This window comes from Marinifilum sp. D737, from assembly GCF_026672275.1.
Classification (GTDB): domain Bacteria; phylum Bacteroidota; class Bacteroidia; order Bacteroidales; family Marinifilaceae; genus Marinifilum.
In genome coordinates, this window is sequence record NZ_JANQCD010000001.1 from 41696 (window position 1) to 59682 (window position 17987).

Annotated in this window: 15 protein-coding genes and 1 tRNA gene; 6 read left to right on the top strand and 10 right to left on the bottom strand. The window is 35.3% G+C overall.

Going from position 1 to position 17987, the window contains the following annotated elements; genetic code table 11:
- Window positions 1-143: 143 nt before the first annotated feature.
- The gene (locus NQ163_RS00190) at window positions 144-1400 is read right to left on the bottom strand and encodes a nucleoside permease (protein WP_268188303.1); all 1257 of its coding nucleotides are present in this window, start codon (window positions 1398-1400) and stop codon (window positions 144-146) included.
- A 253-nt stretch (window positions 1401-1653) separates the two neighbouring features.
- On the opposite strand from NQ163_RS00190, the gene NQ163_RS00195 reads away from it, so the two are divergent.
- The 5 genes from NQ163_RS00195 (at window position 1654) to NQ163_RS00215 (ending at window position 5223) form a co-directional block, all read left to right on the top strand.
- Window positions 1654-2619 (top strand): nucleoside recognition domain-containing protein, encoded by a 966-nt coding sequence (locus NQ163_RS00195; protein ID WP_268188304.1) that lies wholly within the window; start codon window positions 1654-1656, stop codon window positions 2617-2619.
- A 73-nt stretch (window positions 2620-2692) separates the two neighbouring features.
- Window positions 2693-3487 (top strand): thymidylate synthase, encoded by a 795-nt coding sequence (locus tag NQ163_RS00200; RefSeq protein ID WP_268188306.1) that lies wholly within the window; start codon window positions 2693-2695, stop codon window positions 3485-3487.
- Between the two features lie 27 nt (window positions 3488-3514).
- On the top strand, window positions 3515-3874 hold the full coding sequence (locus NQ163_RS00205; RefSeq protein ID WP_268188307.1) for a four helix bundle protein: 360 nt from the start codon (window positions 3515-3517) through the stop codon (window positions 3872-3874).
- Between the two features lie 10 nt (window positions 3875-3884).
- Complete coding sequence (locus tag NQ163_RS00210) at window positions 3885-4370, top strand: dihydrofolate reductase (RefSeq protein WP_268188308.1); 486 nt, start codon at window positions 3885-3887, stop codon at window positions 4368-4370.
- A 1-nt stretch (window position 4371) separates the two neighbouring features.
- Window positions 4372-5223, top strand: coding sequence for a hypothetical protein (locus NQ163_RS00215; RefSeq protein WP_268188310.1), 852 nt, complete (start codon window positions 4372-4374; stop codon window positions 5221-5223).
- A gap of 102 nt (window positions 5224-5325) precedes the next feature.
- Here NQ163_RS00215 and clpX read toward each other — a convergent pair whose 3' ends face one another.
- The 8 genes from clpX to NQ163_RS00255 form a co-directional block, all read right to left on the bottom strand.
- Window positions 5326-6540: an ATP-dependent Clp protease ATP-binding subunit ClpX gene (gene clpX, locus NQ163_RS00220; protein WP_120238416.1), complete on the bottom strand. Its 1215-nt coding sequence runs from the start codon at window positions 6538-6540 to the stop codon at window positions 5326-5328.
- Between the two features lie 87 nt (window positions 6541-6627).
- On the bottom strand, window positions 6628-7302 hold the full coding sequence (gene clpP / locus NQ163_RS00225) for an ATP-dependent Clp endopeptidase proteolytic subunit ClpP (protein WP_110361176.1): 675 nt from the start codon (window positions 7300-7302) through the stop codon (window positions 6628-6630).
- A 147-nt stretch (window positions 7303-7449) separates the two neighbouring features.
- Window positions 7450-8799, bottom strand: a complete 1350-nt coding sequence (gene tig / locus NQ163_RS00230; RefSeq protein ID WP_268188311.1) for a trigger factor — start codon at window positions 8797-8799, stop codon at window positions 7450-7452.
- Between the two features lie 104 nt (window positions 8800-8903).
- A tRNA-Leu gene (locus tag NQ163_RS00235) sits at window positions 8904-8985 on the bottom strand.
- A gap of 140 nt (window positions 8986-9125) precedes the next feature.
- Window positions 9126-9860 (bottom strand): LPS export ABC transporter ATP-binding protein, encoded by a 735-nt coding sequence (gene lptB, locus NQ163_RS00240; RefSeq protein WP_054716838.1) that lies wholly within the window; start codon window positions 9858-9860, stop codon window positions 9126-9128.
- A gap of 54 nt (window positions 9861-9914) precedes the next feature.
- Entirely contained in the window at window positions 9915-12419 is a 2505-nt protein-coding gene (locus tag NQ163_RS00245) for a DUF5686 and carboxypeptidase-like regulatory domain-containing protein (RefSeq protein ID WP_268188312.1), read from the bottom strand.
- Between the two features lie 75 nt (window positions 12420-12494).
- The gene (gene tatC / locus NQ163_RS00250; RefSeq protein ID WP_268188313.1) at window positions 12495-13325 is read right to left on the bottom strand and encodes a twin-arginine translocase subunit TatC; all 831 of its coding nucleotides are present in this window, start codon (window positions 13323-13325) and stop codon (window positions 12495-12497) included.
- Window positions 13326-13352: 27 nt separating this feature from the next.
- A complete protein-coding gene (locus NQ163_RS00255) occupies window positions 13353-14363 on the bottom strand; it encodes a KpsF/GutQ family sugar-phosphate isomerase (RefSeq protein ID WP_268188314.1) in 1011 nt (336 codons plus the stop codon).
- 219 nt (window positions 14364-14582) lie between these two features.
- Here NQ163_RS00255 and recQ point away from each other — a divergent pair, with 219 nt between their 5' ends.
- On the top strand, window positions 14583-16760 hold the full coding sequence (gene recQ, locus NQ163_RS00260; RefSeq protein ID WP_268188315.1) for a DNA helicase RecQ: 2178 nt from the start codon (window positions 14583-14585) through the stop codon (window positions 16758-16760).
- Between the two features lie 47 nt (window positions 16761-16807).
- On the opposite strand, the gene NQ163_RS00265 is transcribed toward recQ, so the two are convergent.
- A complete protein-coding gene (locus NQ163_RS00265; RefSeq protein ID WP_268188316.1) occupies window positions 16808-17986 on the bottom strand; it encodes a hypothetical protein in 1179 nt (392 codons plus the stop codon).
- Between the last annotated feature and the right edge of the window lies 1 nt (window position 17987).

Below are 17987 nucleotides of genomic sequence, written 5' to 3' on the forward strand. Positions count from 1 at the left end.
AAAGGAGATGATTTTTATTTTTTGAATGAGAAATAACTGCAATATCATTGATCAATCATTGGTAATTGTCATTACTAAAAACACCCCCTAACTTTCAGTAAAAAGAAAATTAGAGGGTGATGCAGGCCGTAAGCCTTTATTTTTTAGTGTGCTATATTTTCTACTTGCTTTTGGTCATGTTTGTGTTTAAACAAAATGGCAAAGAATATGGCAATTACCAATGAGTAAATTGCAAATGTATTCCAGATATCCATCCAAATAAAGTTTCCATCATTACCAGTAAAGAATGCTCCGATAATAATTCCACTAATCCACGATCCCATGATTGCACCAAAACCGTTGGTCATCATCATAAACAATCCTTGAGCACTTGCGCGAATACTAGAATCACACTGTGTTTCTACGAAAAGCGAACCTGAGATGTTGAAGAAATCGAAAGCCATACCATAAATGATACACGACAGGATGATCATCCATAATCCCCCAGCTGGATCTCCATAAGCGAATAATCCGAAACGAAGTACCCATGCCACCATACTGATTAGCATTACTTTCTTGATTCCAAATTTCTTTAGGAAGAATGGAATTGCCAGAATGAATAAGGTTTCAGATATCTGAGAAATTGACATGATGATGGTAGAATATTTCACTACAAATGAATCGGCATATTTATCAACATGTTTAAAGCTATCTAGAAATACATCGCCATACATATTGGTTAACTGTAAGGCTGCTCCTAAAAACATTGAGAAGATAAAGAACAATGCCATTTTGTAATTCTTGAACAATTTAAAGGCATTCAAACCTAATGTTTCAGCAAGAGGAGCACCTTTTTGTCCCTTGTTTTGAGGCTTACATTGAGGCATGGTAAAAGAGTAGGCCGCCAATAGGAATGATACAAATCCTGCAATGTAAAATTGGTTTGCCGAAGCTTTTGATCCCGTAAGGTTGGTTACCCACATGGCTACAATAAAACCAATGGTTCCCCACACACGAATTGGAGGGAATACCTTAATTACATCGTAGTTGTTATTTTTTAAAACGGTGTAAGAAATGGTATTCATCAGTGCAATGGTAGGCATGTAGCAAATCATGGCCACTAAAATTACGCTGATAAATGTGGTAGAAGTTTCAATTTGAGGTAGGTAAAGCAATGCTGCACCTCCCAGCAGATGAAGAACTCCATATAATCTTTCGGCATTCATCCAACGGTCGGCAATAATACCGGTAAGTGTTGGCATAAATAATGAGGCAATACCCATTGTTGAGAAAACGGCGCCAAATTCGGTAGGCGACCATTGTTTTGTTCCAAACCAATAATTTGCAATGGTTATCAACCATGCTCCCCAGATAAAAAACTGTAGGAAGTTTAATAGTGTCAATCGACCTTTAATTCCCATAATTCGTTGTTTAAATTAAATAAGATTAGTAAATGTTTTTCTAAATGGTTTGGTTGTTCTAGTAGTTCAAAATCAATAGATATAATTGGCTATCAATTTTGAAAGATCCAAATCTAACAAAAAAAGAAGAAAGGTGAAAGCCTTGTTAAAAAGCAGTAAAACGAAAACTTCGTAAGAGGTGTAATAAATGACAAATGCAGCCAATATTGCTTTGAAAAAAATGGTATTTTTGCTCCCTAAACAACTATAGGTGATGCAGGTAAATAAAAGTTATCAAACAAGGCAATCGGGAAAAGATAAAATAAAAGAAGCGGTAAGAATTGCATTGCCAAAGGCTTATTCTACCACAAAATGGTTGCTTAGCATTATGATTCCGGTTTCTTTTGGTGTCATGATTCTAAACTACACAGGAGTTTTGGCTTTAATCTCTTCCCATTTGGCTCCGGCTTTCGAATTAATTGGTTTGCCAGGCGAATCGGCATTTGTTTTATTAACAAGCATTTTCACCAATATATATACGGCAATAGCAGTAATTACAAGTCTTGAGATGCAGGGTAGAGTAGTTACCATTTTGGCGGTAATGTGTTTGGTTGCTCATGGTTTTGTAATCGAAACTGCTGTTTTGAAAAAAACGGGATCATCGGTGCTTAGGATGATACTGCTTCGTGTATTGGGAAGTTTTGCAATTGGAGCAGCATTAAATTGGCTTTTACCAAGTGAATCGGTGCAGCAAATTAGTTCCATTGTATCATCAAAGGAATCATTTTCTATCATGTTTCTGGATTGGGCTCAGTCATCCTTATTACTAAGCATTAAAGTAATTGTATTGATTACTTTATTAATGATTTTTCAAAAAATATTGGAACTGTTCGGCATCATCAGGTGGATTTCAAAATTCTTAAAACCATTGCAAGTTGTTATGGGATTGCCCGAGTCTACTTCTTTTTCATGGATAGTAGCAAATACATTAGGCTTGGCTTATGGTGCTGCCATTATTATGGAGCAGGTTGAAGAAGGAAAAATGAGTAAGGAGGATGCTGATTTGTTAAATCATCATATTGCAGTGTCGCACTCACAATTAGAAGATCCACTACTCTTTGCAGCTATTGGTGTTCCCTTGGGATGGATGATTATTCCAAGGTTAGTTTTAGGAATTGTAGTGGTTTGGATTTGCCGACTAGAGCGTTATCTAAAATTAGTATTTGGTAAAAAATGTTAATCTATCGGATTGGTGTTAGATACTCTTTATGAATTAATGTATCTTTAAAAACTAAAATTTCGACTTATACATTATGCAACAATATCTTCAATTATTAGAAAGAGTTCTTGAAGAAGGGAACAAAAAAGAAGACAGAACAGGTACAGGAACGGTAAGTGTTTTTGGGCATCAAATGCGTTTTGATTTGTCTAAAGGATTTCCAGTTCTTACCACAAAAAAACTTCATTTAAAATCTATTATTCATGAATTGCTATGGTTCTTGAATGGCGATACAAATGTGAAATATCTTCAGGATAATGGCGTGCGAATTTGGAACGAATGGGCCGATGAGAATGGAGATTTGGGACATGTATATGGTTACCAGTGGAGATCCTGGCCAAAGGAAAATGGCGAATCATTAGACCAGATCAAGCAAGTGGTTCACGATATCAAAAACAATCCCGATTCTCGCCGTTTAATTGTAAGTGCATGGAATGCGGGAGATATTGAAAATATGGCTTTGCCTCCATGTCATGCTTTGTTCCAGTTCTATGTTGCAAACGGTAAATTGTCTTGTCAACTGTACCAGCGAAGTGCCGATATTTTTCTGGGTGTCCCTTTTAACATTGCATCCTATGCCTTACTTACCATGATGATGGCTCAGGTTTGTGATCTTGAACCAGGTGAGTTTGTTCATACTTTGGGCGATGCTCATATTTATATGAATCATCTGGATCAGGTTAAGTTGCAATTAAGCAGAGAACCAAAAGATTTGCCTCAGATGAGAATTAATCCTGATGTGAAGAGCATTTTCGATTTTAAGTATGAAGATTTCACATTGGAGAATTATGAAGCACATCCTCATATCAAAGGAGCGATATCGATTTAATTACGAATAGGCAATTACGAATTACGAATGAAAAGGAATAATGTATTGCAACAGAAAAGTTTTGATTTTGCAGTTCGTATTGTGAATTTGTGTAGATATTTAAACGAGGAGAAAAAAGAATATATTTTAACTAAGCAACTTTTGCGTGCTGGGACTTCTATTGGTGCAAATGTTGAAGAGGCAATTGGAGGACAAAGTGAGAAAGATTTTTTTGCCAAGATTACCATTGAATATAAAGAAGGAAGGGAATCTCATTATTGGATTCGATTATTGGTTGAAACCAATTACCTTACCAAAGAAGAAGGAATAAGTATTTTGGAAGATGCAGATGAACTACTCCGTATTATTGGAAGTATTCAAACAACCATTAAACATCGTAATTCGTAATTAATAATTCATGAATATAGCTATTATAGTCGCTGCTTCCCGTAACAATGTTATTGGAAAAGACAACCAATTAATTTGGCGCCTTTCGGCAGATTTGAAAAGATTTAAAGCTTTAACTACAGGGCATACCATTATAATGGGACGCAAAACCTTCGATTCCATTGGAAAGCCACTGCCTAATAGAACTTCGGTAATCATTACTCGCCAGGAAAATTACAAGCAGGAGGGATGTATTGTAGTTCATTCTTTGGAAGAAGCTTTGGATGCTGTTAAGGATCAGGATAAAGTATTTATTATTGGTGGTGGAGCAATTTATGAACAAGCAATGGAAAAAGCTGACGAATTGTACCTAACGCTGGTTCATAAAGAATTTGAAGGTGATACATTCTTTCCGGAAATTAAATCAGCAGAATGGGAATCCTTAGCTCGAGAAGATTGTATGCCCGATGAGAAGAATGAATATCCTTATTCATTTATCGATTACAAAAGAAAATAGTATGAATTTTAGATATTTAAAATTAGGACTTGCTGCCTTGTTGTTTGCAGGCACAACGAATTCCTGTTCTACAGGACCAGATCCGGAAGATATTATAGATGATGTGTTTACGTTTCCGGCGAAGTATTGCTTAACCATTAATAATGGCATTAACGACATTGTAATGAATGTAAATGCCATTGTAATGAACAATTTGGATACCAATAAGGATGTAATAGATGATGAGATACCAGATGGTGTTACGCCAACCATTTACAGAACCGGGGAAGTAATTGATTCGGTAGTGATAGATTATGGTGCAGAAAAAACCATTTCATCTATTGGTGGAAAATTTAAAGGCAAAGTAGTTGTTGATCCTGCAGATGAAAAATTGCAGAAATTTGAGATTAGATTACAAGATCTTGAGGTAAATAACTTTGATGTCACTGGAGCATTCAATTTTGATATTGTTGGAGATGTGGCAGGCAGGGATTTTTCAGTATCATCCAGTACCGTAAAATTTTCAATTACTGATTCGGAAAGCAATGTAACTGAATTTCCGGTTACCTCTTTCGAGGCCGCTTACAAGTACGTAAGAAGTGAAAATGATGACGTGGATTATGTAGATGATATTTATAATATTATCAGTGATATTGATATTACTTATCCTACTGGTGCTGTGATGTCATTGACCAATCAGTCTGATTTGTTGTATGCTTATGCATGTAAAAATGTAATTGGGGGTACTGCACTTTTTACATTACAGGATATTGGAGAAGGAATCGTGAATTATGGAGGAGGAGATACCGTTGATAATTGCGATGGTGATGCAAGTGTAACTTCCCAGGGGTCTACAATAACAATAAGTCTATAGAGAAGTTATTATAGTATAAAAAAATACCGGAGATTAACTCCGGTATTTTTTTATAGGATTCCGATACAATTAGATGATTTTAAATTTAAAATCTGGTATCGGTTATGCGACTTTTAAACGTTTTAGGTTTACTTTTTCAAGTTTCTCGCTAGCGTATTTGCTATCAATAGAAATTTTCTTGTCTTCTCCTGAAGGCAATTCGAACATTGCATCCATCATGATTGCTTCACAAATTGAGCGCAAACCACGAGCTCCCAATTTGAATTCCACAGCTTTGTCTACAATGTATTCCAATGCACTTTCTTCGAAAGTCAATTCAATATCATCAATTTTAAACAGCTTCGTATACTGCTTTACGATCGAGTTTTTAGGCTCTGTTAAAATGTTACGAAGTGCCTCTCTGTTTAATGGCTCCAAGTAAGTTAGAACAGGCAAACGACCAATAATTTCAGGAATCAATCCAAATGATTTCAAATCCTGAGGAGCGATGTACTGTAAGAAGTTTTCCTGATCAACTTGTTCTTTTTCCTTGCTTGCATTAAAACCAACAACCTGAGTGTTCATTCTTTGTGCAATTTTTCTTTGGATGCCATCAAAGGCTCCACCACAAACAAAAAGAATGTTTTTAGTGTTTACAGGAATCATTTTCTGATCGGGATGTTTACGACCTCCTTGAGGTGGTACATTTACAACCGAACCTTCCAATAATTTTAATAATCCTTGCTGAACGCCTTCTCCCGAAACATCACGAGTGATTGATGGATTGTCACTTTTACGTGCAATTTTATCGATCTCGTCAATGAATACAATTCCTTTTTCAGCAGCCTCAACATCATAGTCAGATGCCTGAAGCAATCTTGTTAAAATTGATTCAATATCTTCACCAACATAACCAGCTTCTGTTAATACAGTTGCATCAACAATGGTAAAAGGAACATGCAACATTTTAGCAATGGTTCTTGCCAAAAGAGTTTTACCTGTACCTGTTTCCCCTACAAGAATGATATTCGATTTTTCAATCTCGATATCTTCATCGTCTCTTTCCTGAAGTAATCTTTTGTAATGATTGTAAACCGCAACGGAAAGGTATTTTTTAGCTTCATCCTGACCAATTACATACTGGTCAAGGAAAGCTTTAATTTCCATTGGTTTCAATAATTTAATCTCTTTCAGGTTAAGATCCGATCGATTTTTTATTTCTTCCTGTACAATTGAATAGGCTTGGTCAATACAGCTATCGCAGATATGACCACTGATTCCTGCAATCAGAAGGTTAGTATCTTTCTTCTCTCTCCCGCAAAACGAGCATTTATCCATGATATTGATTTATAGTACTAAAAATGCAAAGTTAATGATTTTACGATTAACTCTGCATTAGGTTTGTTTTGATTTTGAGATGATTGATTATTTCTCGCGCGTTAGCACTTCATCAATCATACCATATTCTTTAGCTTCCATGGCTGTCATCCAGTAATCACGGTCAGAATCTTTTTCTACTTTTTCGTAAGTATTTCCTGAATGATCAGCAATAATGGTATACAATTCTTTCTTTAACTTCAAAATTTCGCGAGCGGTAATCTCGATATCCGAAGCTTGCCCTTGCGCTCCACCCATTGGTTGGTGAATCATGATTCGTGAGTGCTTTAATGCGGAACGCTTTCCTTTCGTACCTGCAGTTAGCAATACAGCTCCCATTGATGCAGCCATACCTGTACAAATTGTTGCAACATCACATTTGATGTATTGCATGGTATCGTAAATACCTAAACCTGCATGAACCGAACCTCCTGGTGAGTTAAAATAAATCTGAATATCCTTAGAAGGATCAGTAGATTCCAGGAACAATAGCTGAGCCATAATAATATTAGCAACATAGTCATCAATAGGAACACCAAGGAAGATGATTCTATCCATCATCAGACGAGAGAAAACATCCATTGATGCAACATTAAGCTGACGTTCCTCGATAATTGTTGGAGAAATGTAGCTGTTGCTAATTGAAGTGTATTTATCTAATGTTAGGCTATTAATGCCCATGTGCTGCGTGGCAAATTTTCTAAATTCGTCTTTTGGTACCATATAGATATGATTTTAAATTTCGTAGACCTAAATTAGTCAAATTTTCTCCATTTGAAAAGAATAGTTTAACAAAAACTTATTCAAGGATCAAAAAGAAAACCACGCCTCAAAAGAAGCGTGGTTTTTTTTGTATATTAAAAGTTCTTCTTATTCAAACATTTTGTTGAATTCTTCAGTAGAAACTTCTTTTTCTTCAATTTTGATAGCACCTTTTAGGAACTCAACAATTTTGTTGTCGATCATACGTTCGTAGATCTTTCTTTGCTCTTCTTGATTTTGCATCATTTGCTGAGCGTAGTTTGTCAAGTATTCTTCAGGTACTTCCATCATTCCGTACTGCTGGAATTGCATTAAAGCTTGTTGTTTAGCAAACTCCATAACTTCTTCCTGCTCTACTTTAAGTTCGTTTTCTTCAGTCAATCTGTTTTTAATCAACTGCCATTTGAACTCGTCAACGTAGTTTGCGAAATCTTTCTCAACCTGCTCTTCATTCATTTCTTTGTTGGTAGCAATAATCCAACGCTTCAAGAATGCTTCAGGAAGATCCATTTTCGATTTCTTAACCAACTTCTCTTTTGCGTCGATCAAGAATTTGTAATCGCTATCGTTAACCAATTGTTTTTCGATATCTTCTTTGATTCTGTTCTTGAATTCTTCTTCTGAAGAAACAGTTCCTTCACCAAATACTTTATCGAATAATTCCTGGTTCAATTCAGCGTTAACAAATTTGTTGATTTCTGTAATTGTAAATTGGAAATCAGCATCTAAAGTTTCAGCTTCTTCTTTAGAGATGTTAAGCATAGAAGCTAAATCAGTTTTGTTAGCGAAAGCTTTAGCTGGGTTAAATACCACAACCTCACCTTTTTTAGCACCAACAAATTTCTTTTTAGCATCTTCATCAGCCATATATTCTAATGAGATTGCTACATCTTCGCTAGTAATTCCTTCTTCAACAAGTTTACCTTCTGCGTCAACTTGTGCGTAGTTACCTTTCAAAAGTTCTTTTTCTTCAACAGCTTCAGCTGGCTCGTTTGATCCGAAACGACGAGCGTGCATTTCAACACCGTTCTCAATCATTTTCTCATCAACAGCAATTTTGAAGAAAGTCATCTTATCTCTTTTGCTAAGGTTAAGAGTGTATTCTGGAGTTAAAGCAATATCGAAAGCGAATTCGAAATCAGTATCTTTTTCCCAGTTGATTTCTTTTTGCTCAGTTTCGTTAGGAAGTGGTTCGCCTAAAATTTTCAAATCATTTTCGCGAATGTACTTCATTAGCTCTTCGCTAAGAAGTTTGTTCACTTCGTCAGCTAAAACAGGAGTACCATACATTTTCTTGATCACACCCATAGGTACTTTACCTTGGCGGAATCCATTGATATTTGCTTTTTTACGATAGTCTTTCAAAACATCGTTTACACGACTTTCATAGTCTTCTTTAACAATCTGTAATTTGATTACAGCGTTTAAATCATCAATGTTGGTTTTTGTGATGTTCATTTTTTAGCTATTAAAAGATAAAACCTTATTAATTGAAAAAAAACCGCTCAACCATTGATACATTGTATCGTAGTATGGGCGGTTTAAGGTTATTTTTTCTGTAGTGCGGATGAAGGGACTCGAACCCCCACGCCTTACGGCACTAGATCCTAAGTCTAGCGCGGCTACCAATTACGCCACATCCGCGGGTTAATTGCGGTGCAAATATAGAGTTGTTTTTTATTATTTGCAACAGCAATCAGAAAAAAAATGAAGATTTTTTTGAGAAAAAAAATGCAATGAAAATCTATAAGTAAAATACAAAGCTGTAAACCTGTTGGAAGCCTTTATTTTACTGGTTTTCTAAGCTCAAAATTCTTTCCCAGGTATACTCTTCTTACGTCTTCGTCGGCTGCTAATTCTTCAGCAGTTCCGGATTTTAAGATATTTCCTTCGAACAGCAAGTATGCTCTTTCTGTAATGGAAAGAGTTTCCTGTACGTTGTGGTCTGTAATTAATATACCAATGTTCTTATCCTTTAAATGACGAACGATATCCTGAATATCTTCTACTGCGATGGGGTCCACTCCGGCAAAAGGTTCATCCAAAAGAATAAATTTTGGTTTGATCGAAAGTGCCCTGGCAATTTCTGTTCTTCTTCTTTCTCCACCTGACAACTGAATACCCAGACTTTTTCTGATTTTCTGAAGACTGAATTCATTCAGCATTTCTTCTAATCGATGAGCTTGATATTCTTTTGAGAAATCGGACATTTCCAAAACCGATTTGATGTTGTCTTCGACACTTAGTTTTCTGAAAACAGAAGCTTCCTGCGCCAAATACCCCACGCCAAGCTGAGCTCTTTTGTAAACAGGCTCATTGGTAATTTCCCGATCATCAAGAAAGATTCTTCCTCCGTTTGGTTGAATCAATCCTACTATCATATAAAAAGATGTAGTTTTACCGGCTCCATTTGGTCCTAGTAGTCCAACAATTTCACCTTGTTTTACATCAACCGAAACACCTTTTACAACAGTACGGCTCTTGTATCGTTTAATTAAATTTTCAGCTCTTAATATCATCCTTGTCCAATTGTTTTAATGGTTTGGAGTTGTGCAAATATAAAAAAGATATCCTTAGAAAGTGATTTGTAGCATAGCTCGAATCCCAAAATCTTCAAAATCCTGGTAAGGGTTATCATCCAAGTGAGTTAATCGCCACATTGCATCAATTCTGATGAACTTGAAAATGTTCTCGATTCCTACACTTGCCTCGAAATATGGTTTACTAACATCTGATAATCCTTGAGGAAATTGCATGTATGCTTCTGTGTTAGCCAAAGATCCATTGTTTTTATCGCTTAGTTTACCAATTAATCCTTTCCCTGAAACTACAGTTCTCCATTTTAGTTTTCTAAATAATGGAATTCGATTTAATATCAATCCATTAAAATGATGCTCTACAAATAAACTTGCATATTGGTCACTGGCAAATTCATAGTAGTTCATCATATTAAATGCATACGGATCGAAAGCATAAGTTTCGTTTCCTTCGTGCAAGTGCAATAAAGGGTAAGGAACTTTACCAAAAAGTTTACCACCTGAGGCCAAAAAGTACAAGTTTCCAAGAGGCGGAAGTTCAAATGTATGTTCAACACTTAGGTCAATTTTCTGATAATCGTAATTTGAACCAAGTACATTTTTCATTCCCATAGTTAAATATAAATTCACAATAGGAACAGGTCCGCCTAAATGAACGCGTTCAAATTCTCCCATGACAACTTTTTCGTTTTTTGTCCAGCGCGTTCTTAATTCCAATTCAGAAGCGGTGATTCTTGATATTGGATTTCCGAAGCGATCCTCAAAAGGAACGAATTCGGTTGGCTTAATATCTCGATATCTAAACTTCAACGTATTTGAAAACCCTTGAAACCATTCTTTTTCGTAATGGGTTTCAAATTGGTTTAGCATGGTAAGTTTATTGTTCGGGTTTCTCTTTAACAGCGAAGCCAAAATATTTCCTTCGGTAAAAGCGTTTGGACTTTTACCCAATTGATGGATATCGTGTTTGTACTGCATCCCAAATGTTTCCCGGGGCAGTTTGTTAATCATGTACAGAAATCCAAGACCATATTTAAATTTTTCATCTTTGGTACCGTAAGCCACATGTCCATTTAGCATGATTTTAGTACTGAAATCATTTGAGGTTCTTCCTCCAAACATGAATCGGTTACCTTCAATTTCGTTGAAACTATATAGTTTATAATATGGACCATATTCGAATTTTCCATGAATGTAATACCCTGTTATGAATGTCGTAACAACATCAACAATGTTTTTATATAGAGGCACATTTTGTATGGAATCAACCATTGCATAGATACCAGATTCTCTCTCTGATAACTTATATGGACGAGCATCGTTCCAATATTCCCGGGGTTGTGATAATGCATCTTCGTTTACGATAACATTATTGTCTAGTTTTATAATCTCTTCTTTTAGGGGAATATTAACCTTTACATTTTTATACGATACCGTTTTTCTACCAAAGAAACCCATTTGTTTGGTTGAGTCTCTTTCGGTAAGCATGAAATCCACAAACAGGTTTTGCTTTTTAAGAAACCAGGTTGAATCGTTTAATTTTTGAAATTCGTTATTGCTTACCAAATCTTTAACCCAGTTTAGGTTTACATCTTTAGCAATACGCATTTGCATATTTTGAATGGCAAAAGTCGTGTCGGCAACCCAAAAATCTCCCACAAAAGTTGGTTCTTGTTTCCTTTTAGGTTTAAAAGACATGTGATAGCACCAATTGCCATCGCGGTATGCACTATCTGTAAGGTAATACCTGTAGTATCTTAAACCTCCATCGGCAATTGGACTTACGAATCCCATATCGAACAGGTCGATGAAATTGTCGTAAACATTTACATTTTGATGAAGTTGCCCGGTGAATTGAGCCAAACTGGCATTGTCTTGAATTCCCGACATTTGTGATGCCTTTATTATTTCTCGTTCAACTCTAGGTTTATCCTGGTAATAATAATCAGACAAAGATTCTGTAATAAAGATTGGCAAATAAGGTTTACCGGTAATCACGGAGGTGTCCATGTAATCGAAAACAAATTGGAACTGACGCATGATTTTTTTATCCTTAAAATCATCTTTAATATTATTCAGATCCATTTCCATCTTTGTATATGTTTCTGCCTGAAAAGACTTGAAACGAGATGGATTATTTTTCTTTTTGTTTTTTATGATTTTGCGCAAAAGTACATGAGCGGGATTCTCACCAGGTACAACTACAACTTCCTGAAGATCGAATGTTTCTGGTTCTAATTCTACATTTAAAGTTTGAAATTTGGCTTTTTGAACTACAAATGTTCTTTCTTTATAACCAACAAATGATATGTAAATCGAATCTCCCGGAGTTCTGGTTTCCAGAAAATAATTTCCATCAAAATCAGTAGTTGTTCCAATTGTTGTTCCTTTATACGCAATGTTTACAAAAGGTAATGCTTGTTTTGTCTTAGAGTCAACAACTTTTCCTCTTACTTTAGTAGATTGCCCTAAGGTGTTTAAACTTAGCAAAGTAAATGTAAGAACGCTTAAAAAGAAAAATCCTTTTTTTAGTATCTGCATCTTAATAAATAAATAATGCCTGAGATATTAATTTCAAGCTTTAATAATGTTTATTACAATTAGCTGGCAATAATTTTAATCTAAATCGAATTCAGCTTGTTGTTTTTTCTGAATTCGTTTTGAGATTTTAATACCAATTTCATAAAGTAACATTAGCGGCAAACAAACCAATACCTGGCTAAAGATATCGGGAGGAGTGATAATGGCTGATAAAATCAGGATTAACACCACAGAATGCTTTCTGTACTTTTTTAGAAAATCAGGAGTTACCAAACCAATTTTGCTTAAAAAGAAAATAAGAACTGGTAGCTCGAAAATAACGCCACTTGCCAAAACAATTGAAGTTATTGATGAGATGTAGGATTTTAGGTTTATTTGGTTCATTACTTGATCACTAACGCTGTAAGATCCCAAGAAGTGAACAGATAGTGGGGTAATTAGGTAATAGCCGAAAAGCACACCTAGAGCAAACAAAAAACTGGTGTAAAATATTGATCCTCTTGCATGTTTCTTTTCGTTAGAATAAAGAGCTGGTTTTATAAAGCACCAAAACTCGTAAAATATATATGGAAAGCTTGCAATGATACCAGCCACCAATGATACACTGATGTGGGTCGCAAATTGACCTGCCATATTAATATTAATTACCTGAAATGGTGCTGTGTTTATTTTTAAAGCTTCAACTCCCGTAAATTCTGCTACTCTGGCAAACATTCTGTTTGTGAAGAAATCAGGATTTTTAGGAGCCAAAATCAAATAATCAAAAATGAAATCGTAAAATATAAAAGCAGCAACGGCAAAAACAAGTACCGCTATTACAGAACGCATTAGGTGCCATCTTAAAACTTCAAGATGTTCTAGAAAGCTCATTTGGTTGTCTTCTTGCTGTTGTTCTTTTTCTGACATAGTTAATTATTTTGCGAAGCTAAGATATTAAACAATTCCTTCTTTTAAAATATCGTGCAGGTGAACCATGCCAATATATTTTCCTTCATCAACAACAGCAAGACCTGTAATGTTGTTTTTTTCCATGATTTGGAATGCATTAATGGCTAAAACATCAGAGCTGGTTATTTTTGGAGTTGGTGTCATAATATCTTTTGCTGTAAGTTGACTTACATCTTCATTTCTTTCCAACATTCTACGAAGGTCACCATCAGTAATGATTCCTAATAGTTCATCTTTTTCGTTTACAACAGCTGTAGATCCCATTCGTTTTGAAGAAATTTCAAGAATAATTGGTCTTATTTTTTCATCGATGACAACTTTGGGTGGATTTTCTTTAGAAACCAAATCACTTACACGCAAGTACAATTTTTTACCCAAGGCACCACCTGGATGGTATTTAGCAAAATCACGATCGGTAAACTGACGACATTCAAGCAAAGCTACGGCTAGTGCATCACCCATAACTAATTGAGCTGTGGTAGAGTTGGTAGGAGCTAAGTTGTTTGGACAAGCTTCTTTTTCCACTTTGGCTTTAAGTACATAATCGGAGTTTAATGCAAGAAATGAATCAAGTCCAGACACCATTGCAACTAAGGTATTTCCCATATTTTTGATAAGTGGCACCAAAACTTTGATTTCTGGAGTATTTCCACTTTTCGAAATACAGATTACCGTGTCATTTGGACGAATCATTCCTAAATCTCCATGAATTGCATCTGCAGCATGCATGAAAAGGGCAGGAGTTCCTGTAGAATTAAGAGTTGCAACAATTTTATTAGCGATGTTGGCACTTTTGCCAATTCCTGTAATTACTACTCTTCCGTTGCTTTCTAGAATTAACTCAACGGTTTTAACAAAATCTCCATCAATGTAATTTTTTAATTGATAAATGGAATTTGCTTCCTCTTCGATTGTTTGGATTGCAATATTTTTAATATCCTCTGATGACTTCACAGTTTCTTGATTTTTGGTTTGTACAAAGCTAAATAAACTCATTTGTTTTGATTTATCTTATGCAGTTAAAATCTGTTAAAAGCTAAAATCGTTTTGAATTGTACGAGTGTTTATCTAAATTTAAAATACAAAAGTATCTAATTTTTGTAATTCGGGGATTGAAGATGGAGTAAAATTCATCTCGTAAAAATTTTTGGTCACTAACTAAAATATTAATTTAGCGGGCCGCATAGCAAAATAGTAAGCATATCTAATTAAAGCATGGGAAAAAACTTTGAATTATCATCTAATTTAAAGAAGTATTTTGGATTTGAGCACTTCAAGGGGAATCAAGAGCCAGTTATTCAAAATATATTAGACGGTAGAGATACCTTCGTGTTGATGCCAACAGGAGGAGGGAAATCACTTTGTTATCAATTGCCTTCATTAATGTTAGGAGGTACTGCAATCGTTATATCCCCACTTATTGCACTGATGAAAAATCAGGTTGATGCAATGAGAAATTTTGGAGAAGATGATGGAATTGCACATTTTTTGAATTCATCATTATCAAAATCTGCAACTTTAAAAGTTAAAGAGGATGTAATCGAAGGACGTACTAAATTGTTGTATGTCGCACCGGAATCATTGACAAAGGAGAGTAATATTGAATTTTTAAAGCAGGTTAAGATTTCATTTTATGCAGTGGATGAAGCCCATTGTATTTCGGAATGGGGCCATGATTTTCGTCCAGAGTACAGAAAAATCAGACCTATAGTTCAGGAAATTGGTAATGCCCCAATTATTGCATTAACAGCAACTGCTACACCTAAAGTTCAGCATGATATTCAGAAAAACCTTGGGATGTTGGATGCAAAGGTCTTTAAATCTTCATTTAATAGACCAAACCTCTATTATGAGGTGTTGCCTAAAGTAAATGCAACCAAGGAGATTATCAAGTTTATTAAAGGTAATACTGGTAAATCAGGAATTATATACTGCTTAAGCAGAAAGAAAGTTGAAGAGTTGGCTGAAACACTTCAAGTAAATGGCATTAAAGCTGTGCCTTACCATGCAGGTATGGATTCCTCAACCAGGTCGGGAAATCAGGATAAATTCTTGATGGAAGATGTAGATGTTGTGGTTGCTACTATTGCGTTTGGGATGGGTATTGATAAACCAGATGTGCGTTTTGTAATTCATTACGATATTCCAAAAAGTTTGGAAGGTTATTATCAGGAAACAGGTAGGGCTGGTCGTGATGGAGGCGAGGGACGTTGCTTGACTTTTTATAGCTACAAGGACATACAAAAACTTGAAAAATTTATGCAGGGTAAGCCTGTGGCTGAGCAAGAAATTGGCAAGCAACTTTTAATGGAAACTGTTTCTTATGCAGAATCTGCTGTTTGTAGAAGAACAGTTCTGTTGCATTACTTTGGAGAAAAGCATACTGCTGAAAGTTGTGGTAATTGTGACAATTGCTTACATCCGAAAAAGGAATTTCAAGGTGAAGAATATGTGGTTAAAGCTTTAAATCTGGTTAAAGATGTAAAGGAAAGATTTAAAGTGGATCATCTGGTTAATATTTTAATAGGTTCTCAAAATTCTGCAATAAAATCGTATAAGCACGATCAACTTGCGTTGTATGGAGATGGAGATGATAAAGATCAGCACTTTTGGAATATGGTGTATCGTCGTGCACTAATCAATTCATTTATTGAAAAAGACATTGAGCAATATGGTGTAATTAAAATTCGCCCTGAAGGACATGCGTTTTTAGAAAAACCATATCCGTTTATGTTGACTGATGATCATGATTTTGAAGGAGTAGATGCAGAAGCTCCAAAAAGTGGAGGAACCGCAGCAATGGATGAAGCTTTGTTGTCGATGTTGAAGGATCTTCGTAAGAAAGTTGCCAAGCAGAAAGATGTACCTCCTTATGTGGTTTTCCAGGATCCTTCATTGGAAGAAATGGCTATTCATTATCCTACAAATATAGAGGAGTTATCGCATATTCAAGGTGTTGGGGCTGGTAAGGCCAAGCGTTTTGGTAAAGACTTTGTAGCACTGATTTCGAAACATGTAGAGGAAAATGATATTGAAAGACCTCAAGATATGGTTGTTCGTTCGGTAGCTGATAAGTCCAAATTTAAGGTTTATATTATCCAGAGTATTGATAGAAAATTAGATTTAGAGGATATTGCCGAAGCAAAGGGAATGGAATATGAAGATTTGCTGAAAGAGATGGAGGCAATAGTATATTCTGGGACCAAACTAAATTTGGATTATTACGTTGACGAAGTTATTGATGAAGATAAGCAGGAAGAAATTCTGGATTATTTTTACGAAGCTGAAACAGATAATATTGAGGATGCTCTTGATGAATTGGGAGAAGAAGATTATTCAGAGGAGGATATTCGTTTGATGCGAATTCTGTTTCATTCAGAAAATGGATTATAGAATTTATATTTATATAAAAGAAAAGGCTGCAAATTGCAGCCTTTTTTTTATTTTATAATTTCTGATCGTTTAAATTCTTTCTTTTCATCGAATAATTTACGATAAGTGTGATGAGTTTTGTATACTTCAGCACCAATGTGTTTCATTAAATGGCTCATTCTAGGATTAAAATCACCAATCCAATTCATTTCTAAAGTTCGAAACGGGAATTTTTTATCCAAGCCCGATTTTGAGAATTCATAAATCATAGCTGCTTCGATACCTCTTTTTTGAAACTCGGGTACCACGCCGAAAATTAAGCCAATTGCATTTTTGTTTCTTTGGAAGTATTTATAGTAAAGAAATCTCAATTTTCCATAAAATGTAATTTTACCATTGATGTGTTGCAGGTATTCATTCAAATCCTGAATCATGATAAAAAATCCAATTGGCTGATCTTTGTAATAGGCAAACCACATGAGTTTTTCATGAATGATTGGCTTAAGATTATCAAAAAGCGTTTGGGTTTGATGTTCCGTAATGCCTTCAATTCCCGGAATTTCCTTAACCCAAGCTTCATTGTAAATATGCACAAAATCCTTAATAAAACCTTGGGTTTTTGATTTGGAAAAATGCTCAACTCTGTAATCAGGATTTTTACTAAGTCTATCAGCTTTCCATTTAATGATATCGCTTAAGCTATCTGGCGAGAAAATTGTTTTATAGGTAAATTGTTTAAAGTAAACCTGAAATCCATACTCTTCAAAAAACTCTTTATAGTAGGATTTATGATATGGCATATTGTAAACAGGCCTGTGTTCTCCTTCAACCTGCAAGCCCCACCATTGATGTCTTTCTCCAAAATTTATTGGGCCATCCATGGCTTCGATATTTCTCTCCTGTAGCCATTTTTTACAATGATCGAAAAGAGCAAAAGCGGCATCTTTGTTTTCAATACATTCGAAAAAGCCCATTCCACCGGTTGACTGATCATTCAAATCTTTTGATTTGTGATCAATAAATGCAGCAACTCGTCCAATGGTTTCATCAGAGTTATTTGTCATGATCCAACGGCAACATTCTCCATGTTGAAACATTTTATTTTCCTTGGGATCGAATGTATTGTTGATTTCAAAATCGAGTGGCCTAACCCAATTCTTTTCGTTTCGATACAATCGAACAGGTAATTCTAGAAATTCTTTTTTTGTAATGTCATCATTTACCTCTATGATCGTATATGTTCCCATA